Annotated in this window: 18 protein-coding genes; 5 read left to right on the top strand and 13 right to left on the bottom strand. The window is 66.9% G+C overall.

Annotated features, from left to right (window positions below; genetic code table 11):
- Positions 1 to 3: 3 nt before the first annotated feature.
- On the bottom strand, positions 4 to 414 hold the full coding sequence (locus tag J3367_RS06625) for a hypothetical protein (RefSeq protein WP_050767596.1): 411 nt from the start codon (positions 412 to 414) through the stop codon (positions 4 to 6).
- Positions 415 to 703: 289 nt separating this feature from the next.
- Here J3367_RS06625 and glgX point away from each other — a divergent pair, with 289 nt between their 5' ends.
- Complete coding sequence (glgX, locus tag J3367_RS06620) at positions 704 to 2,938, top strand: glycogen debranching protein GlgX (protein ID WP_024350721.1); 2,235 nt, start codon at positions 704 to 706, stop codon at positions 2,936 to 2,938.
- Positions 2,939 to 2,962: 24 nt separating this feature from the next.
- On the opposite strand, the gene J3367_RS06615 is transcribed toward glgX, so the two are convergent.
- The 7 genes from J3367_RS06615 to J3367_RS06585 all read right to left on the bottom strand — a co-directional run bounded on the left by J3367_RS06615 (position 2,963) and on the right by J3367_RS06585 (position 9,938).
- Positions 2,963 to 3,214 (bottom strand): hypothetical protein, encoded by a 252-nt coding sequence (locus J3367_RS06615; protein WP_060576925.1) that lies wholly within the window; start codon positions 3,212 to 3,214, stop codon positions 2,963 to 2,965.
- A 63-nt stretch (positions 3,215 to 3,277) separates the two neighbouring features.
- Complete coding sequence (locus tag J3367_RS06610; RefSeq protein WP_024350723.1) at positions 3,278 to 4,555, bottom strand: TRAP transporter large permease; 1,278 nt, start codon at positions 4,553 to 4,555, stop codon at positions 3,278 to 3,280.
- Positions 4,555 to 5,106, bottom strand: coding sequence for a TRAP transporter small permease (locus tag J3367_RS06605; protein ID WP_024350724.1), 552 nt, complete (start codon positions 5,104 to 5,106; stop codon positions 4,555 to 4,557). Before J3367_RS06605 ends, J3367_RS06610 begins: the two co-directional genes overlap by 1 nt.
- 90 nt (positions 5,107 to 5,196) lie before the next feature.
- The gene (locus J3367_RS06600; RefSeq protein WP_162142663.1) at positions 5,197 to 6,162 is read right to left on the bottom strand and encodes a TRAP transporter substrate-binding protein; all 966 of its coding nucleotides are present in this window, start codon (positions 6,160 to 6,162) and stop codon (positions 5,197 to 5,199) included.
- A 358-nt stretch (positions 6,163 to 6,520) separates the two neighbouring features.
- Entirely contained in the window at positions 6,521 to 8,065 is a 1,545-nt protein-coding gene (locus tag J3367_RS06595) for a tripartite tricarboxylate transporter permease (RefSeq protein ID WP_024350726.1), read from the bottom strand.
- 9 nt (positions 8,066 to 8,074) lie between these two features.
- Positions 8,075 to 8,839, bottom strand: coding sequence for a hypothetical protein (locus J3367_RS06590; protein ID WP_024350727.1), 765 nt, complete (start codon positions 8,837 to 8,839; stop codon positions 8,075 to 8,077).
- 91 nt (positions 8,840 to 8,930) lie between these two features.
- On the bottom strand, positions 8,931 to 9,938 hold the full coding sequence (locus J3367_RS06585; RefSeq protein WP_024350728.1) for a Bug family tripartite tricarboxylate transporter substrate binding protein: 1,008 nt from the start codon (positions 9,936 to 9,938) through the stop codon (positions 8,931 to 8,933).
- A gap of 138 nt (positions 9,939 to 10,076) precedes the next feature.
- Here J3367_RS06585 and J3367_RS06580 point away from each other — a divergent pair, with 138 nt between their 5' ends.
- The 3 genes from J3367_RS06580 to J3367_RS06570 are packed head-to-tail and all read left to right on the top strand — an operon-like array spanning position 10,077 to position 12,880.
- Positions 10,077 to 11,096: an SMP-30/gluconolactonase/LRE family protein gene (locus J3367_RS06580; RefSeq protein WP_024350729.1), complete on the top strand. Its 1,020-nt coding sequence runs from the start codon at positions 10,077 to 10,079 to the stop codon at positions 11,094 to 11,096.
- A 27-nt stretch (positions 11,097 to 11,123) separates the two neighbouring features.
- Positions 11,124 to 12,179 carry a Gfo/Idh/MocA family protein gene (locus J3367_RS06575; RefSeq protein WP_024350730.1) on the top strand — a complete coding sequence of 352 codons (1,056 nt, stop codon included), beginning with the start codon at positions 11,124 to 11,126 and terminating at the stop codon, positions 12,177 to 12,179.
- Between the two features lie 2 nt (positions 12,180 to 12,181).
- Positions 12,182 to 12,880, top strand: coding sequence for a GntR family transcriptional regulator (locus tag J3367_RS06570; RefSeq protein ID WP_029703173.1), 699 nt, complete (start codon positions 12,182 to 12,184; stop codon positions 12,878 to 12,880).
- 96 nt (positions 12,881 to 12,976) lie between these two features.
- Here the strand turns inward: J3367_RS06570 and J3367_RS06565 are convergent, their stop codons facing one another.
- The 4 genes from J3367_RS06565 to J3367_RS06550 all read right to left on the bottom strand — a co-directional run bounded on the left by J3367_RS06565 (position 12,977) and on the right by J3367_RS06550 (position 19,229).
- Positions 12,977 to 13,306 (bottom strand): putative quinol monooxygenase, encoded by a 330-nt coding sequence (locus J3367_RS06565; RefSeq protein ID WP_024350732.1) that lies wholly within the window; start codon positions 13,304 to 13,306, stop codon positions 12,977 to 12,979.
- Positions 13,303 to 14,391 carry an isocitrate/isopropylmalate dehydrogenase family protein gene (locus tag J3367_RS06560; RefSeq protein ID WP_024350733.1) on the bottom strand — a complete coding sequence of 363 codons (1,089 nt, stop codon included), beginning with the start codon at positions 14,389 to 14,391 and terminating at the stop codon, positions 13,303 to 13,305. Before J3367_RS06560 ends, J3367_RS06565 begins: the two co-directional genes overlap by 4 nt.
- A 366-nt stretch (positions 14,392 to 14,757) precedes the next feature.
- Positions 14,758 to 17,553, bottom strand: a complete 2,796-nt coding sequence (fdhF, locus tag J3367_RS06555) for a formate dehydrogenase subunit alpha (RefSeq protein ID WP_024350734.1) — start codon at positions 17,551 to 17,553, stop codon at positions 14,758 to 14,760.
- Positions 17,550 to 19,229, bottom strand: a complete 1,680-nt coding sequence (locus J3367_RS06550; RefSeq protein ID WP_024350735.1) for an NADH-ubiquinone oxidoreductase-F iron-sulfur binding region domain-containing protein — start codon at positions 19,227 to 19,229, stop codon at positions 17,550 to 17,552. The genes fdhF and J3367_RS06550 overlap by 4 nt, the downstream gene beginning before the upstream one ends.
- Positions 19,230 to 19,500: 271 nt before the next feature.
- Between J3367_RS06550 and J3367_RS06545 the strand changes: the two genes are divergently transcribed.
- Positions 19,501 to 20,694 carry a mandelate racemase/muconate lactonizing enzyme family protein gene (locus J3367_RS06545; RefSeq protein ID WP_024350736.1) on the top strand — a complete coding sequence of 398 codons (1,194 nt, stop codon included), beginning with the start codon at positions 19,501 to 19,503 and terminating at the stop codon, positions 20,692 to 20,694.
- A 48-nt stretch (positions 20,695 to 20,742) separates the two neighbouring features.
- On the opposite strand, the gene J3367_RS06540 is transcribed toward J3367_RS06545, so the two are convergent.
- Positions 20,743 to 21,099 (bottom strand): SH3 domain-containing protein, encoded by a 357-nt coding sequence (locus J3367_RS06540; RefSeq protein ID WP_024350737.1) that lies wholly within the window; start codon positions 21,097 to 21,099, stop codon positions 20,743 to 20,745.
- Between the last annotated feature and the right edge of the window lie 106 nt (positions 21,100 to 21,205).

Genomic DNA, 21,205 nt, shown 5'->3' with positions numbered 1-21,205 from the left:
CGTCTAGGGCAGGATCTTCTTCAGCGCCTGATCGATCAGCGCGTTGGCGATCTGCATCCGGGTCGTCGCCTGGACGGGAAAATCGTGGCCGTAGCCGTCGGGATGATTGCGCCGGGCAAAGCTGCGGCGCACGCCCTGCAGTTCGGCGGCCGTCATGCCCGGCCGCAGGCCGAGTTCGTCGAGGATCACCGCCGGATCGACGCTCGGCGGCTGCGCCGCATCGGGCAGATCCATCGGCTCCGGCGTCACCGGCTTCTTGCGGGCGCTGCCGGCCGTGGCCGAACGGGGCGGAACGATGCGGGCGAAGGCCGACCAGAATCCCGGCGAACTGCGAGGACCCGCGCCGTTCTGCGCCAAGGCCGCTTCGGCGGTGGCGACCTCGTCGAGGATCTGTTCAAAACTTGGGGCGGGCATCGTCGGTCACTCGGTTCATTGCGTGCCGATCGTCGCCGGAACCGATGAAGCGCCCGTTAAGTGGGCGATACCCGTGTCCCGTAATGGTTATCGGGACCTGTTCCGCCGATCGTCACAGACGAAACACGCGGCGGCGACGGAAGTTGCGAGGTTCCCTCAATGCCGTGGCAATAGCCGGCGACATGGTTACCGCCGGGTTCACGGATTCGCACATGAGCGCCCATGCGCGCGGAACCGGACCGCGGGGTCCGGCGTTGCTGCCTGCCTTCTTACCCAGGAAACCTGATTCATGATCGACTCGCCCAGGCAGTCAGCCCCGCAAGTGCAGCAGCGCGCCGTGGTCCGCGAAGGGCGGCCCTTCCCCCTCGGCGCCACATGGGATGGCCTCGGCGTCAATTTCGCCATCTTCTCGGCCAATGCGACCAAGGTCGAGCTCTGCCTGTTCGACGACGACGGCGTCACCGAGCGCGAGCGGATCGAACTGCCCGAATATACCGACGAGGTCTGGCACGGCTATCTGCCGGAAGCGCGTCCGGGCACCGTCTACGGCTTCCGGGTCCATGGACCCTACGAGCCCGAGGCCGGCCACCGCTTCAATGCCAACAAGCTGCTGATCGACCCCTATGCCAAGCAGCTGGTGGGCAATCTGGAATGGGGCCCCGAGCTGTTCGGCTACCAGCTCGACCATGCCGACAAGGATCTGTCCTTCAACGACCAGGACAGCGCGCATCTGATGCCCAAGTGCCGGGTCATCGATCCGGCCTTCACCTGGGGCTCGGCGACCCATCCCATGGTGCCGTGGGAGCGCACGATCACCTACGAGATGCATGTGAAGGGCTTCACCAAGCTCAACACCCGCATTCCCGAGGCCGAGCGCGGCACCTTCGCCGGTCTCGCCCATGCGCGCGTCGCCGAATATCTGCGGGCGCTCGGCGTCACCTCGGCCGAGCTCCTGCCGATCCATGCCTTCGTCGACGACAGCTACCTGATCGAGAAGGGGCTGAAGAACTACTGGGGCTATAACAGCCTCGCCTTCTTCGCCCCAGCGCCGCGCTATCTCCAGACGCCGTTCGTCAACGAGTTCAAGGAGATGATCAACCAGTTCCACAATGCCGGCATCGAGGTGATCCTCGACGTGGTCTACAACCACACCGCCGAAGGCAACGAGCTGGGCCCCACGCTCTCCCAGAAGGGCATCGACAACGCCAATTACTACCGGCTGCTGCCCGACCAGAAGCGCTACTACATCAACGACACCGGCACCGGGAACACGGTGAACCTGTCGCATCCGCGGGTGCTGCAGATGGTGGCGGATTCGCTGCGCTACTGGGTCAACGAAATGCGCGTCGACGGCTTCCGCTTCGACCTCGCCACGATCCTCGCCCGCGAGCCCCACGGCTTCGACGAGGGCGGCGGCTTCCTCGACGTGTGCCGCCAGGACCCGGTGCTGAGCCGCGTCAAGCTGATCGCCGAGCCGTGGGACATCGGTCCGGGCGGCTATCAGGTCGGCCAGTTCCCGCCGGGCTGGGCCGAGTGGAACGACAAGTTCCGCGACACGGTCCGTTCCTACTGGAAAGGCGACGACGGCGTGCTGCCGGAGTTCGCCCGCCGCATCTCCGGATCGGGCGACCTGTTCAACAGCCGCGGCCGCAAGCCTTGGGCGAGCGTCAACTTCATCACCGCCCATGACGGCTTCAACCTGAACGACCTCGTCTCCTATAACGACAAGCACAACGAGGCGAATGGCGAGGACAACAACGACGGTCATTCCAACAACCATTCCTGGAACCACGGCGTCGAAGGTCCGACCGACGATCCGGAGATCCAGGAGCTGCGCGAGCGCCAGAAGCGCAACATGCTGGCGACGCTGCTCCTGTCCCAGGGCACGCCGATGATCCTGGCGGGCGACGAGTTCGGCCACACCCAGGACGGCAACAACAATTCCTACGCCCAGGACAACGAGATCAACTGGCTGGACTGGAACAACATCAGCAAGGACGGCCGGGCGCTGCAGGAGTTCACGCGCAAGCTGATCGCCGTGCGCCGCGCCTATCCGATCCTGCATCGCGGCCGCTTCCTCGTCGGCGAGTACAACGAGGAACTGGACGTCAAGGACGTGACCTGGCTGTCGCCGACCGGCGACGAGATGGCGCAGGAGCAGTGGGACGAGGAGGGTGCGAAGTGCTTCGGCATGCTGCTCGACGGCCGCGCCCAGCCGACCGGCATCAAGAAGCGCGGCGACGACGCCACGCTGCTGATCATCACCAATTCCTACCACGACGTGGTGGAGTTCACCCTGCCCGAGGTGCCGGAAGGCAAGCGCTGGGTCTGCCTGATCGACACCAACACGCCGGATCGCACCGACGTGCCGTCCTTCAAATTCGGTGAGGTCTTCGAGGTGACCGGGCGCTCGTTGCTCGTCTTCGTTCTCAGCCAGGAAGACCGGCAGCCGAAGAACCTGCGCGAGGCGATCGGCGCCATCCTCGACATCAAGGAGCGGCCGCTGGACATCTCGCGGCCCTGAGGGCGCGGGCCACGGCCCGTCGCATCAATCCGGCTCGTTCGCGCCTTCCGGCGCGTGCGGGCCGGTGTCGTTTTGAGTGCCCTTCGCCGCGTTCGGATCGTAGGTGACGAAGAAGGTCCAGATCGCCCAGACCGCCGCGGCCGCCGTGACGATGCCCCAGAAGGACGCGGCGTGGAACCACTCCAGCGCCGACCAGCCGATCAGCGACGCGACCAGGCAGACCCGCACCCAGAGCGGGCGGTAGAACGGGTGCGCGGCCTCGTTGCTGCTCATCATCTGCGCAAAGTCCTCATCGTCGCTGCATCGTGACAGGCCGGCCAACCAGACCGGCCGCCAACGTCATCCACCATAGCCGAGCGCCGCCGGCAGGGCGAGGGTGAGCTGGGGAACGTAGGTCACCAGCAGCAGCACCACGACCAGCGGAATGAAGAACGGCACCAGCGCGCGGGCGAGCTGCGTGACCGGCAGCTTGGCGACATCCGCCACCACGAAGAGGCACAGCCCCACCGGAGGCGTGATCAGGCCGATCATCAGGTTCAGCACCATGACGACGCCCAGATGCAGCGGGTCGACGCCAAGCAGCGTCGCCGAGGGCAGCAGCACCGGGGCGAGCATGATGATCACCGGCGCGGAGGCCATGAAGCAGCCGAGGCCGAACAGGATGAGGTTCACCAGCAGCAGGAAGACCCAGGGTTCGGCGGAAAAGCCGATGATCGATTCGGCCAGATGGATCGGCACCTGCTCGGCGGTCAGGATCCAGCCGAGCAGCGCGCTGGCGGCGATGATGAACAGGACGTTGGCCGAGCTGCGGGCGGTTTCCATCACCAGTTCCGGCACGTCGGCCCAGCGCACTGTGCGATAGACGAACTTGCCGAGGATGAAGGCGTAGAGAACCGCGAAGGCCCCCGCTTCGGTCGGGGTGAAGACGCCGCCCAGAATGCCGCCGATGATGATCACCGGTGTCATCAAAGCGAGAAAGGCGTGGACGAAGGACGCGCCGAGCTCGCCGAAGCCGAAGGGCTGCGAACGGCCATAGCCCCGCTTCATCGAATAGACGGCGACCATCACCATCAGCGCGCCGCCCATCATCAGGCCGGGCACCAGCCCGGCGGCGAAGAGCCCGCCGATCGAGACGCCGGCGGTCAGGCCGTAGATGACGAAGGAGATGCTGGGCGGGATGATCGGCCCGATGGTCGAGGAGGCGGCGGTCAGGGCAGCGGCGAATTCGACGTCGTAGCCGTCCTCCTTCATCGCCTTGATCTCGATCTTGCCGAGCCCGCCGGCATCCGCCACGGCCGAACCGGACATGCCGGCGAACAGCATGCTGGCGACGACGTTCACGTGGCCGAGGCCGCCGGGCACAGCGCCGACGATCGCCTTGGCCAGGCGAAAGATGCGGTCGGTAATGCCGGCATGGTTCATCAGCTCGGCCGCCAGCATGAAGAACGGGATCGCCAGCAGCGGGAAGGAATCGATGCCGGTCGCCACGCGCTGGGCCGCGATCAGCGGGTCCATGCCCATGACCAGCACCACGTAGCCGAGGCCGACCACCACCATGACGGCGGCGATCGGCATGCCGGCTGCCAGCAGCAGGAAGAAGACGAGAAGATAGGTCATTACTGATCCCTCAGATCGCGGGACGCGGTCGGATCGTCGGGACGGACCTCGCCACGCAGGGCGTAGCGGGCATCGTGGACCGCGTGGATCACAAGGTGCAGGACGAGAATGCCGACGCCGGCCGGCAGGCTGAGATAGATCGCCGAATAGGGGATCTTCAGCGCCGTCGAGGTCTGGTTGGCCGCCAGCCCCATCAGCCGGATGCCGAGCCAGGCGAGATAGGCGAAGCCGAGCGCCGCGATCAGCTGCATCAGCGCCGAGAGCGCAAGGCGCAGGCGCGGCGGGGCGAGGACGAGAAAGGCGTCGACCTTCATCAGGCGGCGCCCGGCGGCCAGATGTGCCGCCGTCATGAAGGTGACCCAGAACAGCGAGATCTGGGCGACCTCCTCAGTCCAGCCGAGGGAATAGCCGAAGAAATAGCGCGAGATGACCTGCAGCCAGGCCGACGAGACCATGGCGAGAAAGGCGAGGATGATGACGAACGCGACCAGCCGGTTGAGCAGGGCGAGCGCGCGCGCCGGGCCCGGCCGGTCGGCAGTGGACAGGGACATGTTTCGCCTCTCAAGCGGTCGCGGATATGTCTCAGACAAGCATTCGGCGGCGCGCGGCCGGGCGGGGGCGCCCCCCGCCCCCCGCCGGGATCACATGGATTTGGCGGCTTCGAAGACGTCGTTGCCGATCACCTCGCGATAGGCCTCGTGGACCTCTTCGGCGCGTTCCTTGAAGCCGAAGACGTCCGGGTCCTCGACGATGGTCATGCCCTTTTCGCGCAGCAGCGCGACATACTCGCCGCTGATCCTGCTCATCTTCTCGGCATGCCGGGTTTCAGCATCGGCCGCAGCGTCGACGATGACCTTGCGGTGCTCCTCGCTGAGGCTGTCGAGGAAGCTCACGCTGGCGTTCAGGAAGAGCCGCGTCTGCATGTGGTTGGTCAGGGACAGATTGCCGGCGACCTCGTAGATCTTCCAGTCGTGCATGACCTCGATCGGGTTCTCCATGCCGTCGACCGTGCCGGTCTTCAGCGCCAGGAAGAATTCCGACGAGGACAGCGGCGTCGGCTGCACGCCGAAGGCCCGCCAAGTGTCCATGTAGATGTCGATGCGCGGCACCCGGATCTTCAGGCCCTGGATGTCGTCGACCGAATTCACCTCGGTCTCCTTGGTGGACAGGATGCGCGGGTTTCGGTTGAGGAAGGCGAGCGTGCGCACGCCGGCCTGTTCGGCCATGTCCTCGGTCCAGCCCTTGGCGGTGTCGCTGGCGAGGAACGCGTTGAGGTGGTCCTGGTCGCGCCAGAAGAAGGGCAGGTTGATGATCGACCATTTCGGATAGAAGTTCGAGACGATCTCGCCGTTGAGGGCAAGCTGGGTCAGTCCGCCCTGCAGCTGCTCGAACACCTCGCGGTCCTTGCCGAGGGTGGAGTTCGGGAAGATCTTGACGGTGATCTCGCCACCGGTCTCTTCCTTCACCTGCTCGGCGAACTCGACCAGCGTCTCGTGGCGCGGATCGTTGATCGGTGCGAGATGCGCCAGATTGATCTCGCGCGCATCGGCCTGCGCCGTCAGCGCACCGCCCAGAAGCAAGGCCATCGCGGCCGTCATCATCTTCATGGTCATCTCTCCTCCCTAGAGCCAGTGGACCGCACATGCGAAGAGCGGACCGGCACGATGGGTGCCGCTGGCCGCCTTCGCGCTCCCCGCGATCCGGCCGCACTATGGTCGCATGCCAGCGCATTCGTCAATGCATACGTTAGATTGTACGGAAAGAATGCGCGGTGGCAGGCTGGGAGATCTGGCGCTGAGGCACCTTCACTTGAGGTTCCGGGAGGCGATTGGGCGAGCGCCATGACTGATCGGCGATCATCGCGTGATGTGTCCGTCGCTTACAGCGAACATATGGTGACGGACCGCCCCTCAGGCGAAGGCAGCGGTCTCCGTCATCGACGCCCGAGCGGCATCAACCGGTCGCTCAGTCGCGGTTCCGGATCCGCGAAAAGGCCCGCCCCAGCCAAGCGTTCTGCCGTTGGCGCAGACGGCGATAGGCCGGCAGCTGGACCAGCACCATCAGGATAATGGCAAGGATCAGGATCAGGCTGACCGGACGGGTGAAGAAGCCGGTGACATCGCCCTGCCCCACCATCAGCGCGCGGCGCAGATTGGTATCGGCCATCGGCCCGAGGATCACCCCGATGACCAGCGGCGCGATGGGATAGTCCATCTCGGTCAGAAGGTAGGCGGCAAGCCCCACCAGCACCATCAGGTAGAGATTGAAGACGCTGAGGCCGAGCGCATAGGAGCCGAGAACGCTGATCACGGCGACGACCGGCATGAACAGGGTCACCGGAATGCTCAGCACCCGCACCACCTGGCGGGCGAGGAAGATGCCGTTCAGCCACATGGCGAGCGACGCCAGCACCATGATGGCGGCCAGTTCGGTCAGGAAGGTCGGGCGCTCAATGGAGACCATGGGGCCCGGCGTCAGGCCGTGCAGCATCAGCGCGCCCAGCAGCATGACCGCCGGCGGGCTGCCGGGGATGCCGAGCGTGACCAGCGGGATCAGCGCACCGCCGATGCAGGCATTGTTGGCGGTTTCAGCGGAGATCAGGCCGGCCGGTTCGCCCTTGCCGAACTCCTCCGGGGTCTTCGACATGCTCTTGGCGGTGCCGTAGGAGACCCAGCCGGCGATGTCCTCGCCGATGCCGGGCACCGCGCCAATGCCGACGCCGATCAGGCCGGACCGCACGATATGGCGCAGATTGCCGAAGATGGTGCGGAAATCGGGCAGCACCCGGCCGACCTTCTGGATCGGACCGGCGACGTGCCGCTCCTGCAGCGACCGGATGATCTGCGGCACGGCGAAGGCGCCGATCAGCACCGGCACCACCTCGAGACCGGAATCGAGTTCCGGCAGGCCGAAGGTGAAGCGCGGAAAGAACATCAGGAGATCGCGCCCGACTGTCGACAAAGCGAGACCGATGAAGCCGGCGATCCAGCCCTTCAGGACCAGGTCCGGGCTGGTCAGGGTGCCGGAGATCAGGATGCCGAACAGGGCCAGGACGAAGAATTCGTAGGAGGTGAACTGCAGCGCCAGTTCGACGATCAGCGGCGCCGAGACGACCAGGGCCAGCATGCCGATGACGGTACCGATGAAGGAGGCGGTGGTGGTCAGTCCCAGCGCGCGGCCACCATCGCCGCGCCGCGCCATCGGGTAGCCGTCGAGGGCAGAAGCGGCAGAGGCGGCCGTGCCGGGAATGTTCATGAGGATGGCGGAATAGGAGCCGCCATAGACCGCGCCGACATACATGGACAGGAGCGCGATCAGGGCGACGTCGAGGTCGAAGCCGTAGGTCAGCGTCGCCAGGAGCCCGACGCCGAGGGTCGCCGTCAAGCCGGGCAGCGCCCCGAAGACGATCCCCAGAAGGCTCGATCCGATGAGGAGCGCCCAGTTGGACGGGCTCGCCAAGAGCGTGCCGAGGGCCGCGAAGAACGAACCGAAGGTGTCGAGGAGCCACATGGAGATCGCCTAGAAACTGGAGCGGAGCAGCGCCCGGACATGGTCGCTCGCCACGATCGTCAGCCCCTCGTGGGGAAGCGGCACCAGGAGCCCGTATTTGAAGACGATGCCGAGGATCAGTGGCGCGAGGAGGCTGAGGCCGACGCATTGCCTTGCATGGCGCGCGGCATCCTTCGGCATGCGGGTGGCGCGCAGAAGCGCGGCGCAGGCGGCCAGGACGGCCAGCCAGATCAGCGCGTCGACGATCAGCGCGGCAGGCGTCCGCACGCCGGTCTCCACTCCGAGGAGCGCCGCCCCGCCGACCGCGAGGGACACGCCGAAGAACAGCGCCAGGATCAGCCGGGTCGCTGGCGCAGCGGTGAGGTGGAAGAGCGTCGCGAAGGCCAGCAGGAACAGCGCCGTCGCGGCGATGAAGTCGACCCGTGGCACGAGGGCGTAGACATAGAAGACGATGAGCGCGGCGATCAGCCAGAAGGTGGCGCTGCGCTCGGACAGGCGGCCGGGCGCCATCTGGCGGATCGACGCCAGCGCCGCTGCGGCCCCGCCGGCGCGCCGGGCGCGGGCCAGCAGCATCAGGCTCAAGACGACCAGGCCGGTGGCGACGATGAGCGGAAACAGCGCCGGCGACACGTACCAAGCGTTGCGCACGCCGGCATAGCTGCCCTGCAGGGGGTAGGTCAGCGACCGAACCAGCATCGCCGTGGCGGCGGCCAGAATGGCGAGCCCGGCCCAGAAATCGGCGCGGGCGTCCTTGAGCGAGCGATCTCGATCCATGCCCTGCGGCACTCCTCACATTCCCGGAAAGGCCGGGGGCAAGGCGGCCTGGCCGCATCGCCCCCGGTGATGGTCCTGTCGGGTCTGCCGGTTACGGGCGCGGAATCCCCAGTTTCTCCGGGCTGACCGTCGCCGCGCCGAGATCCTCGAGCGTCCAGGCGAACAGCGATTCCAGCCGGTTCATCTCGGCACTCGCCTCTTCGCCGGTGAGGCCGGACAGGGTGTAGTGATTGTCCGCCGCCCATTCGACGACCGCGTCGGTGGCCATGGCCGCATCGAAGGCGCTGACCAGCTTGGCCTTGACGTCGTCGGGCGTGTCGGCCCGCACGGCGAGGCCGATGGCCTGCTTGACCGGCAGCGTCTCGGTCAGGCCCGGATAGGCGTCGAAGGCCGACGGCACGGTACCGATGTCGGGAAGCTCCGTGGCGTCCGCCACCAGCATGGCGAGCGGCCGCAGACGCTTGGCCTGGATGAGCTGCTGCTGCTCGGCGAGCGAGGTGACGACCAACGTGACCTCGCCGGAAATTGCCGCATTCTGGGCCGGGGCCGAGCCGGTATAGGGAATGAAGTTGAACTCCGTCCCCGTTCCCTTCTGCAGGGCCAGAAGGTTGAGATGGTGGATCGAGCCGGCCGCACTGGCGCCGGCGCGAATGGTGCCGGGAGCCTCCTTGGCGGCGGCGATGAGCTCGTCGAGGGTCTGGTACGGGGCGTTCGCCGAGACCGAGATGATTTCCGGCGAGCCGCCGACGAGGAAGAAGTCCCAGACGTCCATGCGCTGGTCCCAGCCGCCCTGGATGCCGGCGGTGACGACGGATTCCGAAATGCCGGCCAGCGTGTAGCCGTCGGCGGGCTGCGAATGGACGTAGCTCATGCCGACCGACCCGCCGACGCCGCCGGTGCGGTTGGAGACGTTGATATTGACGCCCAGCCCGTCCTGCATCTCCGCCGAAATCAGCCGGTTCAGCGTGTCGGTTCCGCCGCCGGCGGCCCAGACGACGACGTTGGAGATGTCGCGATCCGGGTAGTCCTGCGCCATTGCGGGCATTGCGAGGGCCCCGGCCAGCAGCGCTGCCGCGCCTGCAGTTTTCCAGTCAAGCATCTGATTTTCCTCCCATGAGACGTTCCACTCGGTATTCCTCCGACCTCCCAGTCGGAGCAATCTCGGCACATTGTATGCGCTTATGTATTAGTCTACTGATAGGGTACTGCTCTTTTATATCCTTGTCGAGGTCGCCTGATGCTCAGTCTTTCCGGGATCGCTTTTCACGGCCACGGGCTGAACCGTCCGGAATGCGTCCTTGCCCATGCGTCAGGGCTTTTGATCACCGCCGACTGGACCGGTGGCGGCGGCGTCTCGATCATCGAGCCGTCGGGGCGGGTCAGCCGGCATCTGGCGCAGAACCCGCCCCGGCCGCTGCGACCGAACGGCATCGCGCTGGAGCGCGGCGGCAGCCTGTTGTTGACCGAGCTCGGCGTCGACACCGGCGGCGTGTGGCGGCTTCACCCGGACGGCACGGTGGACCCGGTGCTGCTGGAGGTGGACGGCACGCCGCTGCCGCCGTCCAATTTCGTGCATCTGGATGCGGCCGGCCGCATGTGGGTGACGGTCAGCACGCGCATGAATCCGCGCCATCTGGCGGCGCGCGGCGACGTTGCCGACGGCTTCATCGTCCTCGTCGAGGACGGACATGCGCGGATCGTCGCCGACGGGATCGGCTTCAGCAACGAATGCCTCGTCTCCCCCGACGGCCGCCATCTCTATATCAACGAGACCTTCACCCGGCGCCTCACCCGCTTCACCATCGCGGAGGGGAAACTGGAGGCGCGGCAGGTGGTGGCCGAGTTCGGCCCCGGCACCTATCCCGACGGCATGACCTTCGATGCAGAAGGTCATCTGTGGATCACCAGCATCGTCAGCAACCGGGTCATCCGGGTCAGCCCCGGCGGCGACCAGACCCTGATGCTGGAAGACTGCGATGCCGGTCACGTCGCCTATGTCGAGGCGGCCTATGCGTCGAAGACCATCGAGCGCTCGCATCTCGACACGATGAAGAGCGAGAAGCTGCGGGCGATCTCCAGCCTCGCCTTCGGCGGGCCCGACCTTCGAACCGCCTATCTCGGCTGCCTGCAGGGCGAGGCGATCGCCAGTTTCGAGAGCCCGGTGGCCGGTTTCGCGCCGCTGCACTGGTCGCTGCCGATCGATGCGCTGGAACGGCGGATCGCCGACCTGCCGACCGTCGCCCCGAACCCGTCCTGATCTTGAACGCCGAGGAGCCCGAGACCCATGAGCACACTGCGCGTTGCGACCATCGGCGCCGGCTATTTCAGCCGCTTCCACCATGATGCCTGGTCGCGCATCGAGGACGCTTCGCTGGTCGCGGTCTGCGACCAGGATGCGGCAAAGGCGCAGGACTATGCCGAGCGCTTCGCCGTGCCCGCGGTCTATACCGATGTCGACGCCATGCTCGAGGCCGAGCGCCCCGATCTCGTCGACATCATCACCCCGCCGCACACCCATCTGGACCTGATCCGCAAGACCACGGCGCGGCGCATTCCGACGATCTGCCAGAAGGCCTTCTGCACCAGCGTCGCGGAAGCCGAAGAGGCGACGCGGATCGCAGCCGAGGCGGACACCATGCTGGTGGTGCACGAGAATTTCCGCTTCCAGCCCTGGCACCGTGAGATCCGCCGCCAGATCGAGGCCGGACGGATCGGCAGCGTCTACCAGGCCAGCTTCCGCCTGCGGCCCGGCGACGGGCAGGGCCCGCGGGCCTATCTCGATCGCCAGCCCTATTTCCAGAAGATGGAGCGCTTCCTCGTCCACGAGACGGCGATCCATTTCATCGACACGTTCCGCTACCTCTTCGGCCCTGTCGAGGCGGTGATGGCCCGGCTGGTGCGGCTCAATCCGGCGATCGTCGGCGAGGATGCCGGCATCATCCTGTTCGAGTTCGCGAACGGCGCGCGGGCCATGCTGGACGGCAACCGGCTGGGCGACCATCAGGCCGACGACCGGCGCCTGACCATGGGCGAGATGCTGGTCGAGGGCTCGGACGGCACGATCCGGCTCGACGGCTACGGACGGCTGTTCTTCCGCGCCTTCGGCAGCAATGACGAGAGCGAGATCGCCTATGAGCGCAACATGGAGGGGTTCGGCGGGGACAGCGTCCTCGCCCTGCAACGCCATGTGGTGGACCATCTCCTGCGCCAGATACCTGTCGTCAACGCGGCGGCGGACTATCTGGCCAATCTGCGGATCGAGGCGGCCATCTATGCCTCCGCCCGCGACGGAATGCTAAAGACGGTCCAAGATGATTCTCATGCGGAAGGTGCCTTGTGACAGTGGCGACAGAGACTGGAACGCCCGCTTCCGTCGCGGAGGAGCGGATCTCCTATGCCGAGCGTGCGTATCGTGAGATCCGCAGGCTGATCCTGAACAACGAGATGCCTGCCGGCACGCATGTCCTGGAAAAGGAACTGTCGGTTCTTCTGGAGATGAGCCGCACGCCGATCCACGAAGCCATGATCCGCCTCGCCGAGGAAGGCATGGTCGAGATCAAGCCGCGGCACGGCATGCGCGTCCTGCCGGTCTCGGCCGACGACATGCAGGAAATCTACCAGATCCTGACGGCGCTGGAATCGGAGGCGGCCGAGGAGATCGCCCGCGAGGGCGTCGCCGACGAAGCGATGAAGGCCATGCGCCAGGCGGTGGACGACATGGACGCCGCGCTCAAGAGCGACGACCTCCTGGCCTGGGCGCAGTCCGACGATCATTTCCATCGCCTGCTGATGGAGAACTGTCCGAACCGGCGTCTGCGCGCGCTGGTCTCGCAGTTCCTTGCCCAGTCGCACCGGGTCCGCATGCTCACCTTGCGCCTGCGCCCCAAGCCGGTGGGGTCGAACGAGGACCACGAAGCGCTGCTCGATGCGATCGAGCGCCGGGACGCCGATGCCGCCCGGCAGATCCACCGCGAACATCGCTTCCGCAATGGCCGCATGCTGGTCGGCCTGCTGCGCGATTACGGCCTGACCCAGCTTTAGCCGCCGGCGGACGGCGCACGGACCCGCGGTCGCCCGTCTCAGAAGAATGGGCGTGGCTTGCCCCCTCGCCCGCCACGCCCCGTCGCAGCCGGGCGATCAGCCCGACGCGCCAGCCAGAAGCGTGAGCTCGGTCACGCGCTTGCCCGTCACCATGTCCCGCGACGCCGCGTCGAAGGTCTGGAAATGCGGCGAGGCCAGATGGGCCTCGAACGCCGCGCGGTCGTCATAGACTTCGTAGAGGATGATCCCGTAGGCGTCGCCGGGCCGGGCGCACACGTCGAAGACGCGGCAGCCGGGCTCGTCCGCCAAAGACCGGCGGGCGTTCTCGACGATCAGCTTCTCGAAGGCCGGGCCGGAGCCCTCGGCGACCGCGAATTCGACGAGAATGACGTAGGGTGCGGCGGCGACCGCTTTGGCTTCGCTCATTTGGCAGCCTCGATTTCCGCGATGACGGCGCGAGTGATGTCGGCGGTGCCGTTGCTGCCGCCGAACTCGAAGGGCCGGATGCGCTCGGCATAGGCCTTGTCGATCGCAGCTTCCAGGATCAGCGAGGCATCGGTCAGCGCGTCCAGCTTGTGACGGGCGCCCAGCCAGTCCAGCATCATCGCGGTCGACAGGAGCATAGCGGTCGGATTGGCCTTGCCGGTGCCCACGATGTCCGGCGCGCTGCCATGGCTCGGCTGGAACAGCGCATGCTCGTCGCCGATCTCGGCGCAGGGTGCCAGCCCCATGCCGCCGACGAGACCACCGCCGAGGTCGGAGATGATGTCGCCGAACATGTTCTCCATGACCATGACGTCGAAGTCCCACGGCTTGCGGATCAGATCCAGCGCCGTCGCGTCGACATAGGCGGAATCGGCGTCCACGCCGGGGAAGTTCTTGGCCCGCTCGTTGAAGATCTTGCGGAAGAAGGCCATGGCCACGAAGACGTTCGACTTGTCGACGCAGGTGACGCGGCCGGTCTTGCCGCGCAGCCGCTGGCGCCGCTCGGCGAGGCGGAAGGAGAAATCGAACAGCTTCTCGGAGGTCGAGCGCGTGATGACCATGGTCTCGCGCGCGACCTTGTCGTCCTCAATCGTGCCCTTGCCGCGGGAATAGAACAGCCCCTCGGTGGATTCGCGAATGATGACGAGGTCTATGTCCTTGGCGCGCGGATCGGCCAGCGGGCTCGGCGTATTGGGCAGATGGCGGACCGGGCGGACGCCGGCATAGAGGCCGAATTCCCGGCGCATCTCCAGATGCGGGGCAATCTCGGTGCCGTCCGGATAGCGGATGTCGGGAAGGCCCATGGCGCCAAAAAGGATCGCGTCGCAGGACCTCGTCGCGTCGGCGGCCTCGTCGGTCAGGGCGATGCCGGTTTCCTTGTAATAGGCCGCACCGCCTGGATGCTGGTGGCGCACGAGACGGAAGCCGCAACGCGCCTCCAGAGCGTCCAGAACCGCCAGACCGCTGTCCATCACCTCGACTCCGATCCCGTCACCGGGAAGGACCACGATCTCCAGATCACTCATTCGGACACTCCTGTCGCCACTCAATCCTCGCGATCAGGCCTAGCCCCATTCAATGAATGCGTCAATGCATGCATTGTTGCAGCGGTCGCGAATCTCGAGCTTGGCGCGCCTGTCGATCGCGCCTGATTGCGTTTGGTTAGCCGGATTCAGCCGCGCTCCCGGAGCTGTCGCCTCTGAACGCATGCCTGCGGGCAATGGGTGGGGTGGCACGTGAACGGCAAGCCGCCAGGGTCACTCCACGGCAGCGCTTGAGCGCCCACGAGGCGGGTCGCAAGTGAAGGAAGGCAGCTGCCGAGGGCGTGCCGCACGGGGGCTGCCCGGGTGGACCGCCGGCGCTACGAGGAGCGCCGACGGTCCGTGATCGGGCTACTCCGCGGCTTCTCGGGTCGTCGCGGGCGCGACGATGCGGGCGGCGCAGTATTTGAACTCCGGGATCTTGCCGAAAGGATCGAGCATCGGGTTGGTCAACATGTTGGCCGGGCTCTCGTTGAAGCAGAACGGCATGAAGACCATGCCGTCGGCGACCTCCCGGTCGGCCCGCAGGATCGCCTCGACCGTGCCGCGCCGGGTCTCGATCGCGATCATCTCGCCCTGTTGCAGGCCCCTGCGACCGATCTCGCGCGGGTTCATCGAGGCGATGCCCTGGGGCTCGATGGCGTCCAGCACGCCGGCCCTTCGGGTCATGGCGCCGGTGTGCCAGTGTTCGAGCAGCCGCCCCGTGGTCAGCACGAGCGGATAGTCCGCGTCGGGCACCTCGTCCGGCGGCAGCAGATCGGCCGGCACGATGCGGCCACGGCCGTCGGCGGTCGGGAAGCTGGTCGAGAAGATGATCTCGTTGCCCGGCTGGTCGGGGCCGTCGGCCGGGTAGATCACCGATTCCTCCCGTTCCACGCGCTCCCAGGAGATATGCTTCAGCGACGGCATCACCGCCGCCATCTCCGTATAGACCTCCGAGACATGGCCGTAATTCCAGTCGAGGCCGATGCGGCGGGCAAGGTCGATGATGATGTCGAGGTCCTGCCGGGCCTCGCCGGGCAGGTCGAGCGCCGGCCGGCCGATCTGCACCTGCCGGTTGGTGTTGGTGAAGGTGCCGAGCTTTTCGGCATGGACCGAGGCCGGCAGGACGACGTCGGCGTGCCAGGCGGTCTCGGTGAGGAAGATGTCCTGCACCACCAGATGCTCGAGCTTGGCCAGCGCACCACGGGCATGGGCCTGGTCGGGATCCGACATGGCCGGATTCTCGCCCATCACATACATGCCCTTGATGACGTCGTCATGGATCGCGTCGATGATCTCGACGACGGTCAGCCCGGTCTTGGGGTCGAGCGTCTGGCCCCAGAAATTCTCGTAGGTCCCGCGAATATCGGGATTCTCGACGGATTTGTAGTCGGGATAATACATCGGGATCAGCCCGGCATCCGACGCGCCCTGGACGTTGTTCTGGCCGCGCAGCGGATGCAGACCGGTGCCCGGGCGGCCGATCTGGCCGGTGATCAGCGCCAGCGCGATCAGGCAGCGGGAATTGTCCGTGCCGTGGGTGTGCTGGGAGATGCCCATGCCCCAGAAGATGATCGAGCGTTCGGCCTTGGCATAGGTGCGGGCGACGTCCCGCAGCGTCTCGGCCGGCACCCGGCAGATGTTGGCCATGGCCTCGGGCGAGAAGTCCTTGACCTTCTCCTTCAGCGCCTCGAAGCCGGCGACATTGGCCTGGATATACTGCTCGTCATAAAGCTGTTCCTCGATGATCACGTGGATCAGCGCGTTCAGCATGGCGACGTCGGTGCCGGGCTTGAACTTCAGCGAGTGGGTCGCGTGACGCATCAGGTCCTGGCCGCGCGGGTCCATGACGATGAGCTGCTTGCCCAGCTTGGCGGCCTGCTTGAAATAGGTCGCGGCGACTGGGTGGTTGGTCGTCGGGCGAGCGCCGATGACGATGATGCACTCGGCCTTCATGGCGTCGTTGAACGGCGCCGAGACCGCGCCGGAGCCGACGCCCTCCATCAGCGCGGCCACCGAGGAGGCGTGGCAGAGCCGCGTGCAATGGTCGATATTGTTGGTGCCGAAACCCTGCCGGATCAGCTTCTGGAAGAGATAGGCCTCCTCGTTCGATCCCTTGGCCGAGCCGAAGCCGGCCAGCGCCTGGCCGCCATGGGCCGCCATGATCGATGTCAGCCCGCCGGCGGCGCGCTCCATCGCCTCTTCCCAGGTCGCCTCGCGAAAAACGGTCAGCGGATCGACGTTGCGCATGTCGATGTCGCCGGCCTTCGGCGCATCGTCGCGGCGGATCAGCGGCTTGGTCAGGCGCTCCGGCGACATGGCGTAGTCGAAGCCGAAGCGGCCCTTCACGCACAGCCGGTTCTCGTTGGCATAGCCGTCGCGGCCGTCGACCTGGACGATGCGGTTGTCCTTGACCGCGACCTTGGTCTGGCAGCCGACGCCGCAGAACGGGCAGACGCTGTCGACGACCTTGTCGAAGTCCTGGATCGCGCGGACGGTGCGTGTCTCGTCCATCAGCGACTTCTCGTACAATGCACCGGTCGGGCAGGCCTGGACGCATTCGCCGCAGGTCACGCAGGTCGACAGGCCCATCGGGTCGTGGATGTCGAAGACCGGCACGGAGCGGTTGCCGCGCTCGGCCATGCCGATGACGTCGTTGACCTGCACCTCGCGGCAGGCGCGCACGCAGGCGCCGCAGGTGATGCAGGCGTCCATGTTGACCGCGATGGCCGGATTGGTCACGTCGAACTCGGCCGTGGCGTGCCCGTCGGCGAATTTCGACGGATAGCGGTCGCTGCCGGCCACCCCCATGGAGGACGCCCAGTCCCAGAACATCGACTGGTTGTCCGGGCTTTCCTCGGGCGGCCGCATGTTGCTGGCCAGAAGCTCAACCACCATCTGGCGCGACTTCACCGCGCGCTCGGTGGCGGTGCGCACCACCATGCCCTCGGCGGGCTTGCGGATGCAGGAGGCGGCCAGCACCCGTTCGCCGTCGATCTCCACCATGCAGGCGCGGCAATTGCCGTCCGGCCGGTAGCCCGGCATGTCGACATGGCACAGATGCGGGATGCGCGTGCCCTCGCGCTTGGCCACTTCCCAGATGGTCTCGCCGGCATCCGCGGCGACGGACTTGCCGTCGAGTTCGAAGGTGATCTTGCTCGTCATCGCGACAGCTCCTCGCGGAAATGCGTCAGAAGATGATTCACGGGATTGGGCGCCGCCTGGCCGAGACCGCAGATCGAGGCGTCGCGCAGGACGGTCTCCAGATCGCGGATCGCCGTTTCGTCGATCGGCCCCCGGGACTCCAGCAGCGACACCAGCTTGCCGGTGCCCTCGCGGCAGGGCGTGCACTGGCCGCAGCTCTCATGCTCGAAGAAGCGCAGAAGGTTGAGCGTGGCCTCCCTGATATCGTCCTGGTCGGAGAACACCACGACGGCATGGGAGCCGACGAAGGCGCCGTGGCGGGCGAGCTCGCCGCCGAAATCCAGCGGAATGTCGCCGAGGGAGGCGGGCAGGACGCCGCCCGAGGCGCCGCCGGGCAGATAGGCCTTGAACGCATGGCCCTCGGCCATGCCGCCGCAATGCTCCTCGATCAGTTCGCGCACGGTGATGCCGGCCGGGGCGAGCTTGACGCCCGGCTCGCGCACGCGGCCCGAGACCGACCAGGAGCGCAGTCCCGGAAAGCCCGGCTTGCCGAGGCCGGTGAACCATTCGGGCCCGTTGTCGACGATGTCGCGGATCCACCACAGGGTCTCGACATTGTGGTTCAGCGTCGGACGCCCGAACAGGCCGACTTCGGCGATGTAGGGCGGCCGGTGCCGCGGCAGGCCGCGCTTGCCCTCGATGCTCTCCAGCATCGCGCTTTCCTCGCCGCAGATATAGGCGCCGGCGCCGCGGCGCAGCTCGATGAAGCCCGGCGTGATCAGGCCGCCGGCTTCCAGCGCGGCGATCTCGGTGCGCAGGATGTGCAGCACGGCCGGGTATTCGTCACGCATGTAGAAGTAGATGCGCTCGGCCTCGACCGCATGGGCGGCGACGAGCGCGCCTTCCAGTGTGCGGTGCGGGTCGCGCTCCAGGTGGTAGCGGTCCTTGAAGGTGCCGGGCTCGCCCTCGTCGCCATTGATGGTCATCAGGCGCGGCCCCGGATAGGAGCGCACGAAGCCCCATTTCTTGCCGGCCGGGAAGCCGGCACCGCCGAGCCCGCGCAGGCCGGCGGACTGCATGGTCTCGATCAGCGTGTCGACGGCGAGCGACCCGTCGCGGATCTTCGCGAGCAGCTTGTAGCCGCCGGCGGCGAGATAATCGGCCAGATTGGTGTAGTCGGGCACGCGGACGGTGGTCTCGCCGGCAGCGGCCAGGGCAGCCAACCCCTCGGCGCTGGCGTTGTCGACCTCGCGGTCGCCGATGCGGGCGGCCGGCGCGGTGGCGCAGCGGCCCATGCAGGGTGCGCGCACGACGCGGATGGCGGCCGGATCGACGCCTGCCGACACTTCACCGATCAGCGCTTCGGCGCCGGCCAGCGCACAGCTGATCGAATCGCAGATCCGGATGGTCAGCGGCGCCGGCTTCTCCTCGCCTTCGCGCACCACGTCGAAATGGTCGTAGAAGGACGCCACCTCGTAGACTTCCGCCTGGGACAGCCGCATCTCCTCGGCCAGGGCGCGCAGATGGGCCGCGCTCAGGCAGCCGAAGCGATCCTGGATCAGATGCAGATATTCAATGAGTAGGTCCCGTCGCCGCTCCCCTTCGCCGAGGAGCTCCCGTATGTCCGACCACGCCGTCTCGTCGAGTTCCCGTCCCTTGGGCCCACGATCCCGTGGCCGAAGCTCCCGCACCGCCATTCTTCCTCCTTCACGGTGCCCACCATGAACCTCAATGCCGCATAACGCCTTGAGGCAAAAGACCGTACCAAAAAATATCCCGACATGGCGACCGCAACGGCGCCCCGAACCGGCGATTTTCGTACTTGTAGCTTACGGAACGATGCGTCAGCCTGACGAGGGGAGAGGGAGACGCGGGCAGGCCGGTTTCGCGTGAGCGCCATCGGTCCGCACCCGCGCGGGCTCCAGCGGCCGTTTCGCGGCCGCACCGGTTGCAAGGGAGGGGACGCCGATGAAGATCGAGCGCATCGACACCTATGTTCTCAAGGTCTCCAGCCGGGAGAACGCGTTCTATTCGTCGCAGGATTATTTCGCCGAACGCACCAGCCTTCTGGTCCGGATCACCTGCGACGACGGGACGACCGGCTGGGGCGAAGGCGGCCAGTACGGCCCGCCCGAGCCGCCGGCCAGCTGCATCCGGGACGTCATCGGCCCGCGGCTGATCGGACGCTATCCGGCCGCACCGACGGCGATCTTCGAGGAGTTCTACGCCCGCACGCGGGATTTCGGCCAGAAGGGCGCCTATGTCGAGGCGCTCAGCGCCATCGACATCGCCCTGTGGGACATCTTCGGCACGATGGTCGGCCAGCCTGTCCACGCGCTTCTCGGCGGCGCGATCCGCCAGCGCGTGCGGGCCTACGGGACCGGCTGCTACTATCCGCCGGACTATGCCGACCGCCCGGTGATGCTGGACAAATTGCGCGAAGAGGTGCTGCGCATCCGCGCCACCGGCGTCGCCGCGGTCAAGATGAAGATCGGCCTCCTGCCGATCCGCGACGACATCGAGCGCATGCGCCTCGTGCGCGAGACCCTCGGCGACGACGTCGAGATCATGGCCGATGCCAACCACGCCTATAACTACGCCTCCGCCGTGCGGATCGGCCGGGTCATGGAAGAGCTGGATTTCCGCTGGTTCGAGGAGCCGGTGGTGCCGGAGGACCGCGAGGGCTATCGCCGCCTGCGCGAGACGCTGGACGTGCCGATCGCCGGCGGCGAGGCCGAATTCACCCGCTTCGGCTTCCGCGACCTCATCGGCGGCGGCTGCATCGACATCGCCCAGCCGGACATCTGCGCGGCCGGCGGCTTCACCGAATGGAAGAACATCCTGGCGCTGGCGACGAGCCATAACATCATGGTGGTGCCGCATGTCTGGGGATCGGGCGTGGCCGTCGCCGCGGCCCTGCAGGCGCTGGCGATCGTGCCCCATGCGCCCTACACGGCGCGTCCGGTGCCGCTGCAGAACGAGACGATGATCGAGTTCGACCGCACCTACAATCCGCTGCGCGACGACATCCTGACGGAGGCATTCGTGCTCGAGGACGAGTGCCTGGCGATCCCCACCGGCCCCGGCCTCGGTGTCACGGTCGACGAGGGCGCCGTGCGCCGGCACTGCGTGCGGCACGAGACGATCGACGCCGGCTCCTGACAGGCCGGCCTTTGGCGACCGTCGCCAGGACCGGCATCCAGCGATGCCTCAGGGGCAGACGCCCCGGGCGCGGACATAGCGGGCGGAGACCCAGCCGGACGGAGAGGCCGGGCCCCACAACGGGTCCTCGCAGTCCCCTTCCATGCAGGTCACGTGGTACCAGTTGCCGCGCCGGTCGTAGACCGACAGGAGATCGCCGGCATAGACCTCGCCGATCTGCCGCGTACTGGAGGACGGCCCGCGCCGCACCGCCAGAAATCCCGCGCCGGTCCGGTGGTCGTAGGAGGAGATCGGGCGCACGCCGCTCACCCGTCCGGTGCAGTCGCCGGCGAGCGCCTGGGGCGCGGTGCCAAGCCCCGCAGCGACGAGAACCGCCGCTGCGATCCCAGATGTCAGTCGCGTCATCCGATCGTCCTTTCGAAGCGCCCGTCGTGGGCAGGTGCCGCGCCCATCCTGCCGAAGACGGCGGCAAGCCCCTTGATCCGCATCAAGCGGCGCGGCGGGCTCGGGC

It is taken from the genome of Aurantimonas sp. NFXS3, assembly GCF_049132005.1.
Taxonomy (GTDB): Bacteria; Pseudomonadota; Alphaproteobacteria; order Rhizobiales; family Rhizobiaceae; genus Aurantimonas; species Aurantimonas coralicida.
Note: the sequence above shows the minus strand (reverse complement) of the source record. Positions and strands in the feature narration are given on the sequence as shown.

Coding starts and splice junctions, on each gene's coding strand:
- J3367_RS06595 (WP_024350726.1), bottom strand. CDS start 8,065: ATGTGGCTCCTCGACACCTTCGGTTCGTTCTTCGCGGCCCTCGGCACG.
- J3367_RS06600 (WP_162142663.1), bottom strand. CDS start 6,162: ATGAAGATGATGACGGCCGCGATGGCCTTGCTTCTGGGCGGTGCGCTG.
- J3367_RS06590 (WP_024350727.1), bottom strand. CDS start 8,839: ATGGATCGAGATCGCTCGCTCAAGGACGCCCGCGCCGATTTCTGGGCC.
- J3367_RS06585 (WP_024350728.1), bottom strand. CDS start 9,938: ATGCTTGACTGGAAAACTGCAGGCGCGGCAGCGCTGCTGGCCGGGGCC.
- J3367_RS06625 (WP_050767596.1), bottom strand. CDS start 414: ATGCCCGCCCCAAGTTTTGAACAGATCCTCGACGAGGTCGCCACCGCC.
- J3367_RS06560 (WP_024350733.1), bottom strand. CDS start 14,391: ATGAGTGATCTGGAGATCGTGGTCCTTCCCGGTGACGGGATCGGAGTC.
- J3367_RS06610 (WP_024350723.1), bottom strand. CDS start 4,555: ATGACCTATCTTCTCGTCTTCTTCCTGCTGCTGGCAGCCGGCATGCCG.
- J3367_RS06605 (WP_024350724.1), bottom strand. CDS start 5,106: ATGTCCCTGTCCACTGCCGACCGGCCGGGCCCGGCGCGCGCGCTCGCC.
- J3367_RS06575 (WP_024350730.1), top strand. CDS start 11,124: ATGAGCACACTGCGCGTTGCGACCATCGGCGCCGGCTATTTCAGCCGC.
- J3367_RS06540 (WP_024350737.1), bottom strand. CDS start 21,099: ATGACGCGACTGACATCTGGGATCGCAGCGGCGGTTCTCGTCGCTGCG.
- J3367_RS06565 (WP_024350732.1), bottom strand. CDS start 13,306: ATGAGCGAAGCCAAAGCGGTCGCCGCCGCACCCTACGTCATTCTCGTC.
- fdhF (WP_024350734.1), bottom strand. CDS start 17,553: ATGACGAGCAAGATCACCTTCGAACTCGACGGCAAGTCCGTCGCCGCG.
- J3367_RS06545 (WP_024350736.1), top strand. CDS start 19,501: ATGAAGATCGAGCGCATCGACACCTATGTTCTCAAGGTCTCCAGCCGG.
- J3367_RS06580 (WP_024350729.1), top strand. CDS start 10,077: ATGCTCAGTCTTTCCGGGATCGCTTTTCACGGCCACGGGCTGAACCGT.
- J3367_RS06615 (WP_060576925.1), bottom strand. CDS start 3,214: ATGATGAGCAGCAACGAGGCCGCGCACCCGTTCTACCGCCCGCTCTGG.
- J3367_RS06550 (WP_024350735.1), bottom strand. CDS start 19,229: ATGGCGGTGCGGGAGCTTCGGCCACGGGATCGTGGGCCCAAGGGACGG.
- glgX (WP_024350721.1), top strand. CDS start 704: ATGATCGACTCGCCCAGGCAGTCAGCCCCGCAAGTGCAGCAGCGCGCC.